Here is an 18,116-nt window from a genome sequence, read left to right as displayed (position 1 = left end):
GAATATATAGCGTTATTATCTTTTGCGATTAATTCACGATAAAAGCATTGTAACACACTCTCATGTCAGAATAATAAAAAGAATGTTACAAACTTATTTCATTACTTTTTTATGTTGAACACTTTCTTCAGCGGCCAGACGAAACAACAGACAAAAATAATATTGACAGAGAGCGTCGGGCCCAGCACTTTAGTCAGAAAACTCAGCATGTTGACTTGCGTCAGCTGAAAAATCATCTGCATGGCTGCATTGCCGACTTCAAACAATGTCAAAAATACAATAAAGCTTAAAATAATCGTGAACGTTGTCGGGATGACATGTTCAAATGTCCCGTAAATGACCAGCACAAGCAGCGGCAGCAGCAGCGCATAAACCCCGATAATATTGTAATAATAAGAGTCTGCCAGCACGCCGATGACAAGGGTCAAAATAACCAGGTACGTTTTATTCACCTGAAACGTGGCAAACATAATCAGCAGCAACAGCAGATTGCTGAACATCATCAAAGACGACCCGGTCCAGCTGCGGAAGATGCTGCTGACATGGCCGTCCAAAAGCATTAACAGAAACAGAACCGGCGGCAGCAGAAAATTGATTACTTGTCGTTTTGTCATCATGACCCGCTCCCCGCCAATCGCTGAATCACTGTCACAAAGGAGATGTCGTACATGTTGGACACCGGTTTGACCAGCACTTCCGAATCAATGACATCTTTATTGACGTTGACTTCCATTATTTCACCGATATACAAGCCCTTAGGAGAATTATTGCCCAGCCCGGAGGTGGCGACATCGCCTTTTTCTTTCAGCCCGTCTGTTTTAGTCAGCTGCGAGACGATGAGTGCGCCTTTTTTGGTGTCATAGCCTGTAATCAACCCGTAAACGGCATCGCCGGACTCTGTCTCCAGCATGACAGGAAAATGATTGGTGTTTTCGTTGGCAGTCGTCAGCAGTTCGACTTTAGCAGTATCACTCTCTACAATCAAGACACGCCCGACCAGACCTTTGCTGCCCATAACCGGCATGTTGACTGCCACTCCGTCAGACTCCCCTTTGTCGATGACGATGATGTCCTGCCAGTTATCCGGCGAACGGTTGATGACATTGGCCGATACCCGGTCAAAATTAGACAGCGTATCATTGATTTCCAATTGCTTTTTCAACTCGTCGTTTTCTTTTTTATATGTCTGCAGCTCGCTGTGGAGGGCGGCATTTTCATCAATTCTTTTTTTCAGCCGGTCGTTTTCAGTATACGTACTGAACAAATTGTTGATTGATTTCACACCATTTTCAATGCCGCGGAGCGGTGAAAAGAGGGCATTGTCAATCGACGCAACAATATTATTCACGGTCGACTGACCCGGTAAACTTTGCTTTTTTTCATTCCTCTGAGCTGTCGTAAAGGTAACTATCAGGACCACAACAATCAGGATCGACAACGCAATGATAATGTTTTTGCTTGAATTAAATTTCTTCACTTTTCCACCTCAAAAATGGTTCTTCTCTCAAAATACATACCCCTTATTCTATCATTTTTCAGATTGATTAGCCACACACAGTTCAGAGCTTTACAAAAAAATAAAGACTAGTTAACAGCAGTCTAAGGGGAAAAATAGATGTTTCTGTGAAAAATAACCAAAGGTTTCCTGTTTTCTCAAAAAAAGCTCCCCCGCCTGAAAGATAGGCAGGGGAGCAGGGAACAGTTAATCAATTAAACACCAACATAGGCGTCTTTGATAATTTGCTGCAGTTCGCTGATCAGCGGTTGTTTCGGATTCGCTGTTGTACACTGGTCTTCATAAGCCAGCTCAGCCATCCGGTAAGATGTGCTGTCGATAGTCTCTTGCGTCACACCTTGACCTTTCAGACTCATGTCAATGCCGCATTTCTTAGCCAAATCCGCCACAGCTGTTGCCAGTGCTTCAACCAGTTCTTCTGTAGTCTCGCCTTTCAGGCCGAGGAAGCGGGCAATGTCAGCATAGTCTTTATCGGCACGGAAGAAATCATATTTAGGGAACATCGCATGTTTCGATGGATCCTTCGCATTGTAACGGATAACGTGCGGCAGCAGGATTGCGTTAGTCCGTCCGTGAGGGATGTTGTACTCACCGCCGATTTTGTGGGCGATGGAGTGACAAACTCCTAGGAAGGCATTCGCAAATGCCATACCGCCCAGCGTTGACGCATTGTGCATTCTTTCGCGATTTTCTTCATTCGGATGGTAGCATGATGCTTCCAGATTTTCAAAGACCAGCTTGATCGCCTGCAGGCTCAAGCCGCGGGTATAGTCGTTAGCCATGACTGACACGTAAGCTTCGATTGCGTGAGTCAAGACGTCCATCCCAGTATCAGCCGTTACCGACTTAGGTACCGTCATGACGAATTGTACATCGATAATCGCCACGTCAGGTGTCAAAGCGTAATCTGCCAACGGATATTTCACGTGTGTCTCGCTGTCAGTAATAACGGCAAACGGTGTTACCTCTGAACCAGTACCGGAAGTTGTCGGGATACAGACAAACTGGGTTTTTTCCGGTTTGGAAATCTTGTATGTCCGTTTACGGATATCCAAGAATTTTTGTTTCGCGCCGAAGAAGTTTGTGGTCGGGTGCTCGTAGAACATCCACATACCTTTGGCTGCGTCCATTGCAGACCCGCCGCCCAGCGCAATCACTGTGTCCGGTTTGAATTCCATCATCGCTTCGTAACCAGCGTAAACCGTATCCGTTGACGGGTTTGGTTCAACGTTCCAGAACATTTCGATTTGCACTTCGTTCTGACGCTTGCGCAGTTCATTTTTCACCAGGTCAGCATAACCGAATTCCACCATGCCCGGGTCGCAAACTAGGAAGACACGCTCAATATTCTCCATCACAGTCAGATACTGCAGGGAATTTTTTTCGAAATAAACTTTAGGAGGCAACTTGAACCACTGCATATTATTTCTCCTCTTGGCAACTGTTTTCGTATTAATCAGGTTGATAGATGTCACGTTAGTGGACACCGAGTTCTTTCCGTGAGAACCGCAGCCCAGTGTCAGAGACGGAATCATTTCATTGTAGATATTTCCGATACCGCCCTCGGCAGCTGGTGTATTAATCAGGATACGGCATGCTTTCATCCGCAATCCGAATTCTTTTTGCATGTTTTCATCTTCCGTATGAATCACTGCCGTGTGTCCCAAACCGCCAAGCTCAAGCATGTCGTCGCAAAGCTGCATGCCATGCTCGTGGTTTTCAGCTTTCATCATAGCCAGGACCGGCGACAGTTTTTCGCGTGACAGCGGGTAGTCTGCCCCGGCACCGCCGATTTCTGCAATAATGATTTTCGTGCCTTCCGGTACAGTGATGCCTGCTTCTTTTGCAATAAATTCTGCAGACATGCCGACGATTTTGGCATTGACGGCTGTCTTCGTTTCATTCAGAACGGCTTTTTCCAGCTTGCTGATTTCAGAAGGCTTGGCAATGTACACTTGGTGTGCAGCAAATTCAGCTTTGACTTCATCATATACTTCAGCGTCAACAATGACTGCCTGCTCGGAAGCACAAATCATTCCGTTGTCAAACGATTTTGACACAATCAGGTCGTTAACGGCACGTTTGATTTTAGCTGTTTTTTCAATATATGCCGGTGTGTTCCCCGGTCCGACACCCAAAGCCGGTTTGCCGGTAGAATATGCCGATTTAACCATACCCGCACCGCCGGTAGCCAGCACGATGGCAATTTTCGGATGATTCATCAAGCCGCTGGTGGCATCAAGCGACGGGTGTTCAATCCATTGGATACAGTTTTCCGGTGCGCCTGCTTTGATAGCTGCGTCGCGCACGACACGTGCCGCTTCGGCAGAAGATTTCTGCGCACTCGGGTGGAACGCAAAAACAATCGGGTTTCTAGTTTTCAATGCAATCAATGCTTTAAAAATAGTCGTAGATGTCGGGTTGGTCGTCGGTGTCACACCGCAAATCGGTCCCACCGGATCAGCAACCGTCATCAGACCTTTTTGCTCGTCCTCATCAATAATGCCGACTGTTTTGTCTTTCTTGATGCTGTGCCAGATATATTCTGAGGCGTACAAGTTCTTGATACATTTGTCTTCATACACCCCGCGGCCGGTCTCTTCGACAGCCATTTTAGCCAACGGCATGTGGACTTCAAGAGCTGCCATTGCCATCTCATGGACAATGTGGTCTACCTCTTCCTGAGTAAAGTCCGCCATTGCTTTGTAAGCAGCCTGTGCTTTATCAGCCAGCTCATCAATCATCGCCGGCACATTGATCGGCTCTTCCTTTGTGCCTTCTTTCACAATAGTGACTACTTGGACATCTTTTTCTTTCACGTCAGTACGTTTGGCCATATTTTATTCTCCTCCTGAATAGTCTGTTATCTATTTCACAAAATTATCATACACCTTTTTTCCGCATTTGTAAATACCTTTTGTGATAATTTTCACGTTTTTTCCAAAAAAAAGAAGACTGTCACATCTTCTTTAAAATAATTCGCTGATATCTTCAATTGTTACGGCGGTCATCGCCTTGATTTGCTGGTAATCAAAAAAATCGTTCGCAGTAAACTGCCTGATGTCGTCTTTCATGACTTTAAGCGTTGCCGGCTTCCCTGATTTCCAGCGGTAATGCAGCAAGTAGTCGTAGATGTCTTCCTCAGTGATATAGTGATACCCGCTGCTGTCCAGCGCTCTTTTTTTCCGCTGAACATCCCGGCGCAGCACGAACCGCTCCTTCCAAGTCAGTTTATTTTCCCTCATCAACCATCCAGCTCTTTTCTTCCAGTGACACGAAAGAAGAAAACCAGCCGATTTTCTTCTTTCCTTAACTTATTCCTCTTCGTTCCCTGATGCTGTTTCTTCTTGCTGTTCATCAAGTTGAACCGTGTCTTCTTCGACTTCCTGCGGTGCTTGAGGCGCCTTTACTGTACGAATCGCACTTCTGTCATACTCCAGGAAAATACCTTCACAGTCCAAGACGACTGTGCCTTTTTCTGTTAAAATTTCATGCAGAACCCCGTGCAGTCCGCCAATCGTCACCACTTCACTGCCGATCTCCATACTATTCAGCAAATCCTCGCGCTGCTGCTGCTGCTTTTTTTGTGAACGAGTCATAAAAAACATCATTCCGCCGATAAGAATCAACGGTAATATAAATGCTTCCACTTAATAACACTCTCCTTCTCTATATGTCATTGTTAACTGTATCAAACTTCCAGCAATTTCACTAGTTTATTTATCTTTTTTTTAGAAATTTTTCGCATTTTTCTTGTTGAACCCGTACTCTTCAAAAAAAGCTTCTCTAAATTCAAGTAAATTATCATCCATAATTGCCTGACGTACTTGGCGCATCACATCCAACAGGAAGTACAAGTTGTGATAGCTGGTCAAACGCAGGCCAAAGGTTTCATCTGCTTTAATCAGGTGGCGGATGTAGGCGCGCGTGTAATTGCGGCACGTATAGCAATCGCACTTCTCATCAAGCGGGCGGAAATCGCGTGCATACTGCGCATTTTTCACTACGAGACGGCCTTTGCTGGTCATACAGGTACCATTGCGGGCAATCCGGGTCGGCAGGACACAGTCGAACATATCGACACCGCGAATCGCGCCGTCAATCAGCGAATCGGCTGTGCCGACACCCATCAGGTAGCGCGGCTTATGGTCAGGGATGAACGGCGTGACATATTCCAGCACCTCGTTCATTTCTTCTTTGGTTTCGCCGACAGACAGGCCGCCGATGGAGTAGCCCGGGAAATCCATCGCAACCAGTTCTTGCGCGCTTTGTTTCCGCAAATCTTTGTAACCTGCCCCTTGAATGATACCGAACAGTCCTTGGTCTTCCGGCCGCTGGTGGGCTTTCAAACCGCGTTCTGCCCAGCGCGACGTGCGTTCGATGGATTTTTTGACATAGTCATGGCTTTCGTAAAAAGGAGCGCATTCGTCGAAGCTCATCATAATATCCGAGCCCAGCGCATTTTGAATGTGTATTGCCTTCTCCGGCGAAAGGAACATTTCCGAGCCGTTCAAATGGTTTTTAAAGCGGACACCCTCTTCCGAGATATTGCGCATGTCGCTGAGCGACCACACTTGAAAGCCGCCTGAGTCGGTCAGAATGCCTTGGTTCCAATTCATGAACTTATGAAGTCCGCCGGCTTCCTGCACGATGTCTTCCCCAGGACGCAGCCACAAATGATAAGTGTTGCTGAGGATGATGCCGGCACCCATCTCTTTCAACTCTTCGGGGGACATGGTCTTGACGGTAGCCAGTGTACCGACAGGCATGAACATCGGTGTCGGGAACGTGCCGTGCGGGGTGATGATTTCACCCAGACGAGCACCTGTGTGTTTTTCTTTTTTTATCAAACGATAACGAATTGCAGGTTCTGTCATCATGATTCCTACTTTCTAATACTTTTGCATCCTTACTATAATAACCGACACATTGGAAAAAAAGCAAGCACGGTGTGCCGTTTTTTTCTACTTGCAGCACTCGGAGCACTTCTTTTGCAAACGCTCTCAACGAGGTGGTATACTCTAGTTGGAAGGAAGGAACAACTCAGGTTCTGTTAGCGTGACATTTCTCGAGTAGCACAACATATGTATTCAACCATCAATTTCACTGTGAGGACACATGTAAAGCTTGTTTAGCACCTTTGTATGTAAGATTCGGATAAGTGAGACATGCTGTTAATGAGTTGGAAAACTGGTAAGTAGCAACATAAATTGATGCCTTTGGAAATGACGTATTTTGTTTTAAGAAATTCACAGACTTTGCATGTAGCCGATTGACACTGTTCTACTAATAGCACCTGAGCCTTCCGCAAACCAGGAAAGCCAAGTCCGTCGAGAAACTTGGCTTTCTTTTTTTATTTCACGAACATTGCATCGCCGAAGCTGAAGAACCGGTATCTTTCCGCCACCGCATGCTCGTACGCCGCCATGACTTGTTCTCTGCCGGCAAAGGCGCTGACCAGCATGATCAATGTGGACATCGGCAGATGAAAGTTTGTGGAAAAAGCATCCACTACTTTAAATGTATAGCCCGGTTTAATAAAAATATCCGTCCAGCCGCTGTCGGCACATAGTTTGCCGTCATATTTCGACCCGATCGTTTCCAGTGTGCGAATCGAAGTCGTCCCGACAGCAATAATCCGGCCGCCTTGGTCCTTGACATCGTTCAGTATGGCGGCGGCTTCCTCAGTCAGACGGTAAAACTCGCTGTGCATCTGGTGTTCGTCAATGTTTTCCACGCTCACCGGACGGAAAGTCCCCAAGCCGACGTGCAGTGTCAAATACACCAGCTTGACCCCTTTCTCCTGAATGGCAGTCAGCAAGTCTTCTGTAAAATGCAAGCCGGCTGTCGGTGCAGCAGCCGAACCGTTTTCCTTCGCATAAACGGTCTGGTAGCGCTCCTGATCGGCCAGACGTTCTTTGATGTACGGCGGCAAAGGCATTTCGCCGAGCGACTCCAGTATTTCCAGAAACACACCGCTGTATGAAAATTCGATGATCCGTCCGCCGTGCGCCAATTCTTCGACCACGACGGCTTGCAGTCTGCCGTCGCCGAACGAAATGCGCGTGCCGGCTTTTGCTCTTCTTGCAGGTTTTATCAGTGTTTCCCAACGGTCGCCGGACGTGTTCATCAAAAGCAGTACTTCCAGATGGCCGCCGGTGTCCGGTTTTTCGCCATGCAAACGAGCCGGCAGAACCCGCGTGTCGTTCATCACTAACGCATCTCCCGGATTGAGTTCATCCAGAATGTCGCTAAATTGTTTATCGGCAATGTTGCCGGTTGCTTTGTCCAATACCAGCAGACGGGATGCTGCCCGGTCGGCAAGCGGCGTCTGTGCAATCAGCTCTTCCGGCAAATCGAAATCAAAATCTGAAGTTGTCAATGTCATCTTTGTTGTCACTCTTTCTTTTCAAATATCCACTGCTGTATTTTAGCACTTTTCGCCAAAAATAAAAACAAATGAGAGTTGTCTCTCATTTGTTTCCGGTTAAACTGGCTGATCGTCTGCTGAAAACAGACAGTCGATGACATCGTTTTTAGTTATCTGATACAGGCCGGCACGGGAAAACAATTCAGGCGCCAGTGCCGCTTCGACTGCCGATTGCTCAAAGGGGACGCCTTTTAACGCGTCCTGCAGCAGACTGACATCATGCAGGGCGAAAAAATCACCGGACAGCTGACACGCTTCAATCATGCCGCGGGTCACGCTCAGCTGAATGTCCAGCCAGCCGCCCGGACATTTTTTTAATTTCTGCAAGTTGAAATGCGGATTTTTGCCGTACGTCCAGTCCCAGCTGCAAAATTTTTCTTCGGCCAGCTGTTTGACTTGCTGCTGGTCGTCTGCTGTCAGACGGTAAGTTGCCACGTCGTTTTCTGCGATAATCAAGTCCATCAGCGTGTGGTAAAAGTCAGCTGCCGATTGTTTCTCAGGCAGAAAGTCGCGGATGTTCGCTGTCCGCTCCCTGACAGACGTGATGCCTTTTGATACCAGCTTGTACGGCGGCGGTGTCAAGTAGCGGGTCATTTTGGAAAAGTCCACGTGATACAATAGGGAACCGTGATGCAATGTATAGCCGGCACGGGCACTCTGGGCGTTGCCTGAAACTTTTCTGCCCTCAATGGTCAAGTCGTTGCGGCTGTTGTACACAGCCGTCACACCCAGTTTCCCCAGTGCAGCAACGATGATGTCTAAATAGCGGCTGAAATCAATGGTCTCGCTGACACCTTTTTTGATGAAGCTGAACTGGAAACTGTTCATGTCTGTATAAATCGTGCCGCCGCCAGTCAGCCGGCGGGTCACTGCAACACCGTCGGCCGCTGCCGCTTCGGCATTCACTTCCTGAAAACTGTTTTGGAAATTGCCCAGCATGACCGTCGGCGGTGTTTGCCACAGAAAAAACACCGTGTCGTCAAAACGCTTTTGCTCGCAAAGATATTGTTCCAGCGCAAAATGATACGGTGCGCCTGTTTGCTGCGTGTCGATGACAATCATGGCTGCATAACTCCTTTTTGGTAAGCCTCCAGTGCTTTGTAAGAACTGCGCACCTGAGGCGAGCTGGCAATAAATTTAAAGCCTTTCTTCATACCTTCCCGGCGGTATTTTCCGAATTGCCGCAAAGAAACATACTCTTTTAACGGAAAATGCTTCTTGGACGGCTGCAAGTATTGACCGATAGTGAAAAAGTCGACGCCTGCTGCCAGACAGTCATCCATGGCGGTCAAGACTTCCTCTTCAGTTTCGCCCAGTCCGAGCATCAAACCTGATTTGGTAAAAATGTCCGGCGCCTGTTCTTTGACATATGCCAGTACCGACAGCGACCGGTCGTACGTTGCCCGATGCCGGATAAACGGAGACAGACGGCGCACTGTTTCGATATTATGATTGATGATTTCCGGCTTGGCGGCGATGACCGCATCCAGCGCTTCCGTATCTCCCATCAAATCGGGAATCAGCACTTCCACTGTCGTGTCGGCGTTTTTCGCCCGGATTGCCTGAATCGTCTCGGCAAACTGCGAGGCGCCGCCGTCCGGCAAGTCATCTCTGGCAACGCTGGTCACGACGACATGGTTCAAACCCAGTTTTTCCACTGCTTCTGCCAGATTTTGCGGTTCTTTGGGATTGACGGGCTGCATGTTGCCGAACGTCACATCACAAAACCGGCAGTTCCGCGAGCAGTGGCTGCCTAAAATCATGAACGTGGCTGTGCCGCTGCTGAAACACTCGCCTAAATTCGGACAAGTCGCCTCTGCGCAGACGGTATGCAGCGTCAGGTCTTTCATCAGTTGTTTCATTTCACTGGTTTTCTGTTCATTGAACCGGATGACTGGCTTTTCTCTCATGATACCACCTCTTCAATCAGCGCGAGAATGTCACCGTTGGTTAGTTCCTCGCCTTCTTCTTTCAATACTTCCGCCAAGATGCCTGAATACAGACTTTCAATTTGATGAACTGCTTTTTCTGTTTCGACTTCATAAAGCACTTCGCCGGCGGTAACAGGTTGACCAACTTCTTTGTGCCAGGCAACGAGCATCCCTTTGTCGCTTTTTTGACTTAGTTGAGGATAGGTCACTTGCTGTTTCATATCATTCATCCTTCCTGCCTTGTTTTATTACCGTTGGTTTTTTAACATCACAATTTTACATCAGAAAGCATGGCTGTGATTATCAAATCGTGTTTTGCGCTGAAAAAAAGGCGGTCGGGATTTTTCGACTCAAAAAACGCTGTTGTCCAAAATTGCCTGAAATACCATGAGACTAGTCCGCTTGCCGGCTGGTAAACAAAACTGATGTTTTCGCTCATTGGATAACAAACGCAATATTGTTTCTGAAAGCAAGGGCGGACAGACAGCTGCAAACTTGTTATAATTGAAACAGCAAGCAGCCGGATAAAGGAGAGAGCGCTGATGAATTTGACCGTTGAACAGTTATTTCATAAAATGCTGCGGGAAATGGGACCGCAGGGCTGGTGGCCGGCGGACAGCAAATGGGAAATCATACTGGGCGCCATCCTCGTGCAAAACACAAACTGGCAAAACGTGACACAGTCGCTTCAGCGTCTGGATACGCTGACGGGTTTTGACCCAGAGGCCGTTTCTGCTTTGTCTATTGAGACATTGCAGGAGGCAATCCGCCCAAGCGGTTTTTACCGCAACAAGAGCCGCGCAATCACAGACGTTTTCCGCTGGCTGGAACGGCATGCGTTCGATTTGGCCGCCATCAGGCAAGCGTACCAGACGTCTCTGCGTTCAGAGCTGCTGACTTTGTTCGGCATCGGGAACGAAACAGCCGATGTCCTGCTGCTGTATGTCTTTGACTATCCCGTCTTTATCGCCGACAATTATGCCCGGAAATTTTTGACACGTTTAGGTGTAGCCCATGCTGATACATATCAATCCGTCAAAGACCTGATACGTCTGCCGCAGAATTTTTCCGTTCTTGATGCCCAGGAGTTTCACGGTTTGATTGATGTGTTCGGCAAACAGCATTTAACAAACGACCGGAGCTGGCAAGCCTCTTTTTTACACGGCGCCAAGCTGCAGCTTTGATGCCAAAATTCAGGCGGACGACATCGTTATCATCCTAAATAAAGGGGAAAGCTGACTATGGAAAAAATTAACATTAAACGCATCTACGACCCGCGTGACCCGGCAGACGGCTACCGGGTACTGGTCGACCGCTTATGGCCGCGCGGGGTAGCGAAAGCCGATGCGGCCTTGGATGAATGGGCCAAACCATTCACCCCGTCAGCCTTTTTGAGAAAAAAGCTCCATCAACAGCAGATTGATTGGCAACATTTCGACACCGCATATCGGCAGGAGCTGGCCGCTAATCCCGCTTTTCCCGCTTGGAAGGAGTCGCTCCTAGACAAGCTTCAAACACAACCGGTCACGCTGATAACGGCTGCCAAACTGCTGCCGGCAAACCATGCTGAGGTGTTAAAAAAGGTCATCGAAGATTAGACAGAGCAAAAAGACCGCTGAATACGCTCAGCGGTTCTTCTTTGACTTGTCTTCTTCTAACTTTTGCTGGTTGTCATGCAGTCTTTTTCTTTCGAGTTCCCGGGCCAGCCGTTTCTGTTCCTCAGAAAAGTAATTGGCATTTTCAAGGTTTTGGCCTGTCAAATCAACGATTCCCTTGCCTTGACTGATGATTGCTTTGTTCATCCCGCCTCCACCAGTGTCCACCATTTTTCCCCAACCCGCAGCCGGATCTTTTCCTTCGCTGCGCAATTTTTCATTTTTCTTCTGCAACGCTTCTTTTTTTCTTTGTTGACGGTCGCGATGCCTTTGGCGTATCTTTTCAATAAATGACATCAGAATCCCCTCCGTTCCGTCATGACAGGCAAACGACATCATCTTCCTCTTCATTATACCTTTTTAACAACTTTTTTACTATTATCCCGTCAATAGATTCCTCTCTTTATAGAAAAAAACCGACTCTTACAAAGTAACAATTTGCTTGTTAGGGCTAAAGTCTTATTAAATATAAACGTTAATTATGATACACTGATAAAAAAGCGTTTAACATACAAGGAGATGGGTTGCATATGACGAAAAAGAAATGGTTTATTATTGGCGGCATCGTCACAGTAGCGATTGTTGTTTTTATCGCTATTAATATTTTTGGAGGGAAAGGGACACAGCCAGAAACGGCGCTTTCAGCCGAAGAAATATACGGCATCGAGTATTTCGAAGTGCCTGATGTGGAGCAGGTCTATATCAACGGTGTCATACAGCCGAATCAGATGGAGTCTTTCGCAAAAGACAACAAGTTTTCCGGAGACCCGGAAATCAAAGTGAAAAACGGCGAAGTGGTGGATAAAGGCACTGTTCTTTACGTATATGAAGATAAAGAAGTCACCAAGCAGATGGAAGATTTGAACAACCAGTTGTCCCGCAACTATACGAAAACAGAAAACGTGCGGGCCAAATGGCAGAAAGCAATCGATAATTTCAACAGCTTGCCGGGAGAACAGCGCACAGTCAGCGCCTCAGCCGAGCTTGACGACCAGTATCAATCGCAAATTGATGCGATTGCAGAAGAAAATCAATATTTAACTGACCAGGTCAATGACCTTTCAACGAGCCAATTTATTTCCACAACGGCAAAATTCAAAGGCAGGGTCTTGATTCCTGAGGTAAAAGAAGAAAACACACCAATCTTGACACTGACTTCTGACGGTTTTTACGTATCAGGCAAGGTCAATGAAAAAGATTTGCCGAAAATCGCAGTTGATAAACCAGCTGAAATCACCGTCATCTCAAATGGTCAGACGGTCAAAGGAAAAATCTCGTACATCGACAACAACCCGATTGAAGCCGGCGCAGCAGAAGCAGCGACTCCTTCTGAAGGTTCAGGCGGCTCCATGTCCAATTATGCGGTGAAACTGACACTGGATTCGACAGACAATATCAAAAACGGCTACCATGTCCAGGCGACCATCAATCTGGATGATGACAAACCGAATGAAATACCGGCGGCCGCTGTCAAAGAAGACGGTGACAAAAAATATGTTCTGGTCAATGACTTCGGCTCTGTGATTCGCCGGGATATTCAAACCGGCGAGGTCAAGGGTGATAAAATCGTGGTCACATCAGGACTGGAGTCGGCTGACAGAATCATCGTTTCATCTAAAAAAGAACTCAAAGAAGGCGATATTCTGGAAGGGTCCGAGGGTGCTGAAGAGCCGGCTGATGAAAAGGAAAGCAAATAGGGGGCGACGGTTTGGAAACAGCAATACAAGAAAAACAGCCCTTAGTTGAGCTGAAAGACATCAACAAATACTTCCCTGTGGGAAAAGACAAGTTACATGTTTTGAAAAACCTTAACTTGACGATTCATAAAGGCGAGTTCATCATGATTATGGGAAAATCAGGCAGCGGGAAAACCACTTTGATGAATATCATCGGTTTTCTCGACCGGGTATCAGACGGCTCCTACATTTTCAACGAACAGGACGTCTCGCAGCTGTCCGAAAATAAAAAGTCCGAGTTTCGCAACGAGTTTTTCGGGTTTATTTTCCAGCAGTTTTTCCTTATCAAGTCATTGAACGTCATTCAAAATGTAAAACTGCCGTGTATCTATGAACGCAAAAAAAATACCAAAGAGCAAAACGACATCGCTCAAAAATACTTGACGCTGGTCGGTCTGGAAAGCAAAGCCAAATCAAAAGTGACGGAACTTTCCGGCGGTCAGCAGCAGCGTGTGGCGATTGCCCGGGCACTGGTCAACGATCCCTTGTTAATCATGGCAGATGAACCGACCGGCGCGCTGGACAGCGAGACGGGGACAGACATTATGAACATGCTGCAGGAGCTGAACCAGCAGGGAAAAACCATCGTCATGGTGACCCACGACGAAGATTTGACCCGCTATGCAACTCGCGTTATCCGCATGAAGGACGGCAGCTTTCTTGAAAAGGGGGCGGCGTTATGATAAGCAATCTGCTAGTCAGTACATTTCTAAGCTTGAAAGCCCACAAGCTCCGGGTCTTCCTCACGATGATCGGGATTATTATCGGGATTGCCTCTGTCGTCACCATCTCCACGCTGGGAGAGGGAATGAAACGGCAAATCCTGTCGTCCACCAGTGCCTTGAACACTGACGTCGTCAAACTGCACTATACTATGCAGACGGAAGACAGCGACAGTGGCGTCATGTATTATGAAGAACCCGATTTCAATTTTTCCAGAGTGGACATGAAAAAAGTCCAAGGTATCGAAGGGGTCAAAGCTATCTATCCGGAGTACGGCAATTATTACGGCGGCGACAATTTGGATGTCAACATGGAATATTTCAATATTTCATCCTATCTGCAAATCGTCCCGAACGACGGCAAACCAAAAGAGTTGCTGTGCGGCCGAGATTTTTCGGACAGGGACGCAGGTAAAAATGTCATCATTTTGAACCACAGCCTGTTTGACTACGACACTCAGTATGAGAATCCGGAAGAACTGCTGGACAAGGCCGTTTCGATTAACGGCTATATGTACAAGGTCATCGGCATTCTCGCACCTTTCAAATATGAAGACTTGAGCCAGACGGAAGCAATGGAACTGGACTGGAATACGGTCAACAGCAGTTTCGTCTCCCGCAGTTCCTACAATGAACTGTCGCAGACACAGGCCATCAAAGGCATCAACTTCAAACTGGAAGAAGGGGCCGACAAACACGATGTCTTGGGTCAGGCCATTCAAATCATGCAGGAAAATCACACAGACGTCAAAGGTGTTTTCGCTGAAAATGACATGGCTGAGCAGGAAAAACAACAGATGGAAGAAGCTATCGGCGGCATGACCATGTTTCTGATGGCTATCACGGCCATCTCCCTTCTAGTCGGCGGTATCGGCGTCATGAACATCATGTATGTCTCGGTCACCGAGCGGAAACGCGAAATCGGTATCCGCCGGGCAATCGGTGCCAAGCCTAAAATCATTTTGATGCAGTTCCTGTTGGAAGCAGCCTTCATCACGTTGGTCGGCGGCCTGATCGGGGTGGCTGTCGGCTATGGACTGTCGTCACTGGCAGGTGGCTTTATCGGTATCATTCCGGTCATCACGACGCAGATATTCCTGATTTCAGCAGGGGTCTCCATTCTGACGGGTGTCTTTTTCGGCATCATCCCGGCAATCAGCGCCTCGCGGATGGACCCGATTAAAGCGATTTACAATTAACAGAAAAACAAGTTTAAACAAAAAGTATGGATGACATTTCTTTCATCCATACTTTTTTTTCAGAGTGGCTAGGCCAAGGACGGCTGCCGAATGAAAAACATTTCGGATAAAGCCGTCATCAGTGATAATTGCGGACAGAGAACACTGGAAAGCTGCAGACTTAAAAATAAATGGCGTAAGCTTGCCATGCCTGCAAAAAAATAGTACAATAAGCACGAAAAGAGAGATATGCGACAACATATCTCCCTTGTGTAGAACCGTTAAAAAGACGGTGGCTTTTATAAATAGGTTTTAACCATCTACTACCGCCAAAGTGTTAGATGGTTATTTTTTTCGGTTTTTATCGTTGTTTAACAGCAGCACCAACGTTGCAAATGCAACCATCAGTGACAATGCTTCAAAAACAGACACGCTTAGTCCTTTCCGGGAAAAACGCTTTTAACCATAGGCATCATCCCTATTATCAAAAGATTAGCCACCATCTTTTCACTTTTCTACAAAGCATAGTATATCATTCTCTCAACCTGTACCGGCATCACCGGGATGCAGCGACAATATTAAAAATAGCGCCCTTTGCATCATCCTTGACCGACTTGCTGCACTAGTATCGGAATATACGAATAACAGATGCGGCACTGGCTTGTCAAACTAGAAAAAAAATAGTACAATACGCACGAAAAGAGAGATATGCGACAACATATCTCCCTTGTGTAGAACCGTTAAAAAGACGGTAGCTTTAAATAAATGTTTAACCATCTATTACTCGGCTAAAGCGATTAGATGGTTATTTTTTTCGGTTTTTATCACCGTTTAGCAGCAGCACCAACGTTGCAAATGCAATCATCAGTGACAATGCTTCAAAAACAGACACGCTTAGTCCTTTCCGGGAAAAACGCTTTTAACCATAGGCATCATCCCCATTATCAAAAGATTAGCCACCATCTTTTCACTTTTCTACAAAGCATAATATATCATTCTCTCAACCTGTACCGGCATCACCGGGATGCAGCGACAATATTAAAAATAGCGCCCTTTGCATAATTAGTTTACTTCAAAACAACAGTACCGAATAATTAAAACAGACTGGCACAAGAAGGCTGCTGTTTTTTTTACTCCATTCTGATGTAGCAACTTCGCTGTATAGTTAGCGCAAGCAAATAAAAAAACACTCGGCGATTTTATTGCGAGTGTTTTTCCAAAAATTATTAAAACAATCTGCCTTCAGCATCTGGACGAGGATATCCCAGATGTTCATAAGCCATGGGTGTGGCTATCCGGCCGCGCTGGGTCCGTTGGATAAAGCCTTTTTGAATCAGATACGGCTCATACATGTCCTCCACTGTTTCCGTTTCCTCGCTGATATTTACAGCCAATGTCCCAAGACCCACAGGACCGCCCTGATACATCTCGATCATCGTCCGCAAAATTTTCTGGTCAACGTAGTCCAGTCCTTCATGGTCCACTTGCAGCAAATCCAGCGCTTTATCGGCAATTTCTGTCGTCACCACGCCGTTGCCTTCGACTTGTGCAAAATCACGGACACGTTTTAACAGCCGGTTGGCAATTCGCGGCGTGCCGCGGGAACGCCGGGCAATCTCAAAAGCCCCGGTGTCCAAAATTTCCGTCTTGAAAATATCCGCTGACCGCAGGACGATTTCTTTCAAATCAGCGTCCGTATAATATTCCATGTGGGAAATGATGCCGAACCTATCCCTCAGCGGCGCCGACAGCATGCCGGCTCTGGTGGTCGCACCGACCAGTGTGAACGGCGGCAGCGGAAAATGAACGGGGTGCGCTGTCGGTCCCTGGCCAATCATGATGTCTACGTAAAAATCCTCCATCGCTGAATACAGCATCTCCTCGGCGATGCGCGGCAGACGGTGGATTTCGTCAATGAACAGGACATCGCCGCCCTCCAGCTCATTTAAAATCGCCACCAAATCGCCCGGCCGCTCGATGGCTGGTCCGCTGGTCGTCCGGATATTCACGTCCAATTCATTGGAGATGACCATCGCCAGTGTCGTTTTACCTAATCCCGGCGGTCCGTACAGCAGGACATGGTCGAGCGCTTCCTGCCGCTGTTTTGCTGCCTCGATGTAAATGGTCAGTTCGCGCTTCACCTTGTCCTGCCCGATATACTGCGACAGCCGCTGCGGACGCAGGGACTTTTCAACAATCTCCTCATTGTCAAAGGACTCCCCTGATACTAATCTTTCTTCTGAATGTGTCATACGCTATCCCCTATTTTTTCATCAACAGTTTCAATCCTTGACGCAGATAGCCGTCTGTGGTCGCTGCATCGGATTGTTCCAACGACTTTGTAATCCGTTTGACTTCCCGCTCGCTGTACCCCAGCGCACGCAAAGCTTCCAGCGCTTCAGCCAGCACATCATTGGCCGCTGGTTGTCCCGCCGTGTCCTGTGACAGCTGCTCAGCTGCTGACGGCGTCATGGCCAGCTCATCCAGTTTCCCTTGCAAGTCCAGAATCATCTGCTGGGCGGTCTTTTTCCCGACACCGGGAAACTTGGTCAGATATGCGGCGTCCTCTGTTTCAATTGCATAAACCAGCCCGCCGTGGTCCTCCAGCGCCATAATCGCCAGCGCACTTTTCGGGCCGATGCCGGACACGCTGATCAGTTTTAGAAACAGCTGCTTTTCTTCCAGCGTGGCAAACCCGTACAGCAGATGAGCGTCATCGCGGATCACCTGATACACGTAGACTTGTGTTTCTTTGTGATAAAACGGCGAATAGCTGAATGGATTGGCCACCGCAATTTGGTAGCCGATGCCGTATGCTTCCAGCACTATGTAATAAGGACTGATAAATGTGATGTTGCCTTTAATATACTCGTACACACCTGATACCTCCAACTTTGTCGTACACTTGTTCCCTATTGTACCATAAAAAAGGCAGAGTCACAAAACAG

Annotated in this window: 20 protein-coding genes; 5 read left to right on the top strand and 15 right to left on the bottom strand. The window is 47.3% G+C overall.

What is annotated here, in order from left to right:
• Positions 1 to 101: 101 nt before the first annotated feature.
• The 10 genes from mreD to CBF27_RS00880 form a co-directional block, all read right to left on the bottom strand.
• The gene (gene mreD, locus CBF27_RS00925; RefSeq protein ID WP_170174958.1) at positions 102 to 614 is read right to left on the bottom strand and encodes a rod shape-determining protein MreD; all 513 of its coding nucleotides are present in this window, start codon (positions 612 to 614) and stop codon (positions 102 to 104) included.
• Complete coding sequence (gene mreC, locus CBF27_RS00920; RefSeq protein ID WP_126811455.1) at positions 614 to 1,477, bottom strand: rod shape-determining protein MreC; 864 nt, start codon at positions 1,475 to 1,477, stop codon at positions 614 to 616. Before mreC ends, mreD begins: the two co-directional genes overlap by 1 nt.
• A 233-nt stretch (positions 1,478 to 1,710) precedes the next feature.
• Positions 1,711 to 4,353 (bottom strand): bifunctional acetaldehyde-CoA/alcohol dehydrogenase, encoded by a 2,643-nt coding sequence (gene adhE / locus CBF27_RS00915; protein ID WP_126811453.1) that lies wholly within the window; start codon positions 4,351 to 4,353, stop codon positions 1,711 to 1,713.
• A 132-nt stretch (positions 4,354 to 4,485) separates the two neighbouring features.
• Positions 4,486 to 4,761, bottom strand: coding sequence for a post-transcriptional regulator (locus CBF27_RS00910; protein ID WP_126811451.1), 276 nt, complete (start codon positions 4,759 to 4,761; stop codon positions 4,486 to 4,488).
• 69 nt (positions 4,762 to 4,830) lie between these two features.
• Positions 4,831 to 5,127 carry a preprotein translocase subunit YajC gene (locus CBF27_RS00905; RefSeq protein WP_211334586.1) on the bottom strand — a complete coding sequence of 99 codons (297 nt, stop codon included), beginning with the start codon at positions 5,125 to 5,127 and terminating at the stop codon, positions 4,831 to 4,833.
• A gap of 120 nt (positions 5,128 to 5,247) precedes the next feature.
• Positions 5,248 to 6,393: a tRNA guanosine(34) transglycosylase Tgt gene (gene tgt, locus CBF27_RS00900; RefSeq protein WP_126811447.1), complete on the bottom strand. Its 1,146-nt coding sequence runs from the start codon at positions 6,391 to 6,393 to the stop codon at positions 5,248 to 5,250.
• A 476-nt stretch (positions 6,394 to 6,869) separates the two neighbouring features.
• On the bottom strand, positions 6,870 to 7,904 hold the full coding sequence (gene queA, locus CBF27_RS00895; RefSeq protein ID WP_126811445.1) for a tRNA preQ1(34) S-adenosylmethionine ribosyltransferase-isomerase QueA: 1,035 nt from the start codon (positions 7,902 to 7,904) through the stop codon (positions 6,870 to 6,872).
• Positions 7,905 to 8,003: 99 nt separating this feature from the next.
• Positions 8,004 to 9,008, bottom strand: coding sequence for a lipoate--protein ligase (gene lplA, locus CBF27_RS00890; protein ID WP_126811443.1), 1,005 nt, complete (start codon positions 9,006 to 9,008; stop codon positions 8,004 to 8,006).
• Positions 9,005 to 9,856: a lipoyl synthase gene (lipA, locus tag CBF27_RS00885; RefSeq protein WP_126811441.1), complete on the bottom strand. Its 852-nt coding sequence runs from the start codon at positions 9,854 to 9,856 to the stop codon at positions 9,005 to 9,007. Before lipA ends, lplA begins: the two co-directional genes overlap by 4 nt.
• Positions 9,853 to 10,098, bottom strand: coding sequence for a lipoyl domain-containing protein (locus CBF27_RS00880; RefSeq protein WP_170174957.1), 246 nt, complete (start codon positions 10,096 to 10,098; stop codon positions 9,853 to 9,855). The genes lipA and CBF27_RS00880 overlap by 4 nt, the downstream gene beginning before the upstream one ends.
• Positions 10,099 to 10,419: 321 nt before the next feature.
• Between CBF27_RS00880 and CBF27_RS00875 the strand changes: the two genes are divergently transcribed.
• Both CBF27_RS00875 and CBF27_RS00870 read left to right on the top strand, forming a co-directional pair.
• Positions 10,420 to 11,061: an endonuclease III domain-containing protein gene (locus CBF27_RS00875; RefSeq protein ID WP_126811437.1), complete on the top strand. Its 642-nt coding sequence runs from the start codon at positions 10,420 to 10,422 to the stop codon at positions 11,059 to 11,061.
• A gap of 57 nt (positions 11,062 to 11,118) precedes the next feature.
• The gene (locus CBF27_RS00870) at positions 11,119 to 11,475 is read left to right on the top strand and encodes a DUF488 domain-containing protein (RefSeq protein ID WP_126811435.1); all 357 of its coding nucleotides are present in this window, start codon (positions 11,119 to 11,121) and stop codon (positions 11,473 to 11,475) included.
• Positions 11,476 to 11,502: 27 nt separating this feature from the next.
• On the opposite strand, the gene CBF27_RS00865 is transcribed toward CBF27_RS00870, so the two are convergent.
• Entirely contained in the window at positions 11,503 to 11,829 is a 327-nt protein-coding gene (locus CBF27_RS00865) for a hypothetical protein (protein ID WP_126811433.1), read from the bottom strand.
• A 233-nt stretch (positions 11,830 to 12,062) separates the two neighbouring features.
• On the opposite strand from CBF27_RS00865, the gene CBF27_RS00860 reads away from it, so the two are divergent.
• The 3 genes from CBF27_RS00860 to CBF27_RS00850 are packed head-to-tail and all read left to right on the top strand — an operon-like array spanning position 12,063 to position 15,189.
• Complete coding sequence (locus CBF27_RS00860; protein WP_126811431.1) at positions 12,063 to 13,229, top strand: efflux RND transporter periplasmic adaptor subunit; 1,167 nt, start codon at positions 12,063 to 12,065, stop codon at positions 13,227 to 13,229.
• Between the two features lie 11 nt (positions 13,230 to 13,240).
• Positions 13,241 to 13,951, top strand: coding sequence for an ABC transporter ATP-binding protein (locus tag CBF27_RS00855; protein WP_245985888.1), 711 nt, complete (start codon positions 13,241 to 13,243; stop codon positions 13,949 to 13,951).
• Positions 13,948 to 15,189: an ABC transporter permease gene (locus tag CBF27_RS00850; RefSeq protein ID WP_126811429.1), complete on the top strand. Its 1,242-nt coding sequence runs from the start codon at positions 13,948 to 13,950 to the stop codon at positions 15,187 to 15,189. Before CBF27_RS00855 ends, CBF27_RS00850 begins: the two co-directional genes overlap by 4 nt.
• 324 nt (positions 15,190 to 15,513) lie before the next feature.
• On the opposite strand, the gene CBF27_RS14320 is transcribed toward CBF27_RS00850, so the two are convergent.
• The 4 genes from CBF27_RS14320 to ruvA form a co-directional block, all read right to left on the bottom strand.
• Complete coding sequence (locus tag CBF27_RS14320) at positions 15,514 to 15,600, bottom strand: putative holin-like toxin (RefSeq protein WP_281273638.1); 87 nt, start codon at positions 15,598 to 15,600, stop codon at positions 15,514 to 15,516.
• A gap of 373 nt (positions 15,601 to 15,973) precedes the next feature.
• A complete protein-coding gene (locus tag CBF27_RS14315; RefSeq protein ID WP_281273637.1) occupies positions 15,974 to 16,060 on the bottom strand; it encodes a putative holin-like toxin in 87 nt (28 codons plus the stop codon).
• 334 nt (positions 16,061 to 16,394) lie between these two features.
• Positions 16,395 to 17,420, bottom strand: coding sequence for a Holliday junction branch migration DNA helicase RuvB (gene ruvB / locus CBF27_RS00845; RefSeq protein WP_126811427.1), 1,026 nt, complete (start codon positions 17,418 to 17,420; stop codon positions 16,395 to 16,397).
• Between the two features lie 10 nt (positions 17,421 to 17,430).
• The gene (gene ruvA, locus CBF27_RS00840) at positions 17,431 to 18,045 is read right to left on the bottom strand and encodes a Holliday junction branch migration protein RuvA (RefSeq protein ID WP_126811424.1); all 615 of its coding nucleotides are present in this window, start codon (positions 18,043 to 18,045) and stop codon (positions 17,431 to 17,433) included.
• Positions 18,046 to 18,116 lie beyond the last annotated feature (71 nt).

Origin of the sequence: Vagococcus acidifermentans (assembly GCF_003987655.1) — a bacterium.
Taxonomy (GTDB): Bacteria; Bacillota; Bacilli; order Lactobacillales; family Vagococcaceae; genus Vagococcus_B; species Vagococcus_B acidifermentans.
This window is presented reverse-complemented; position numbering and strand designations above follow the sequence as displayed.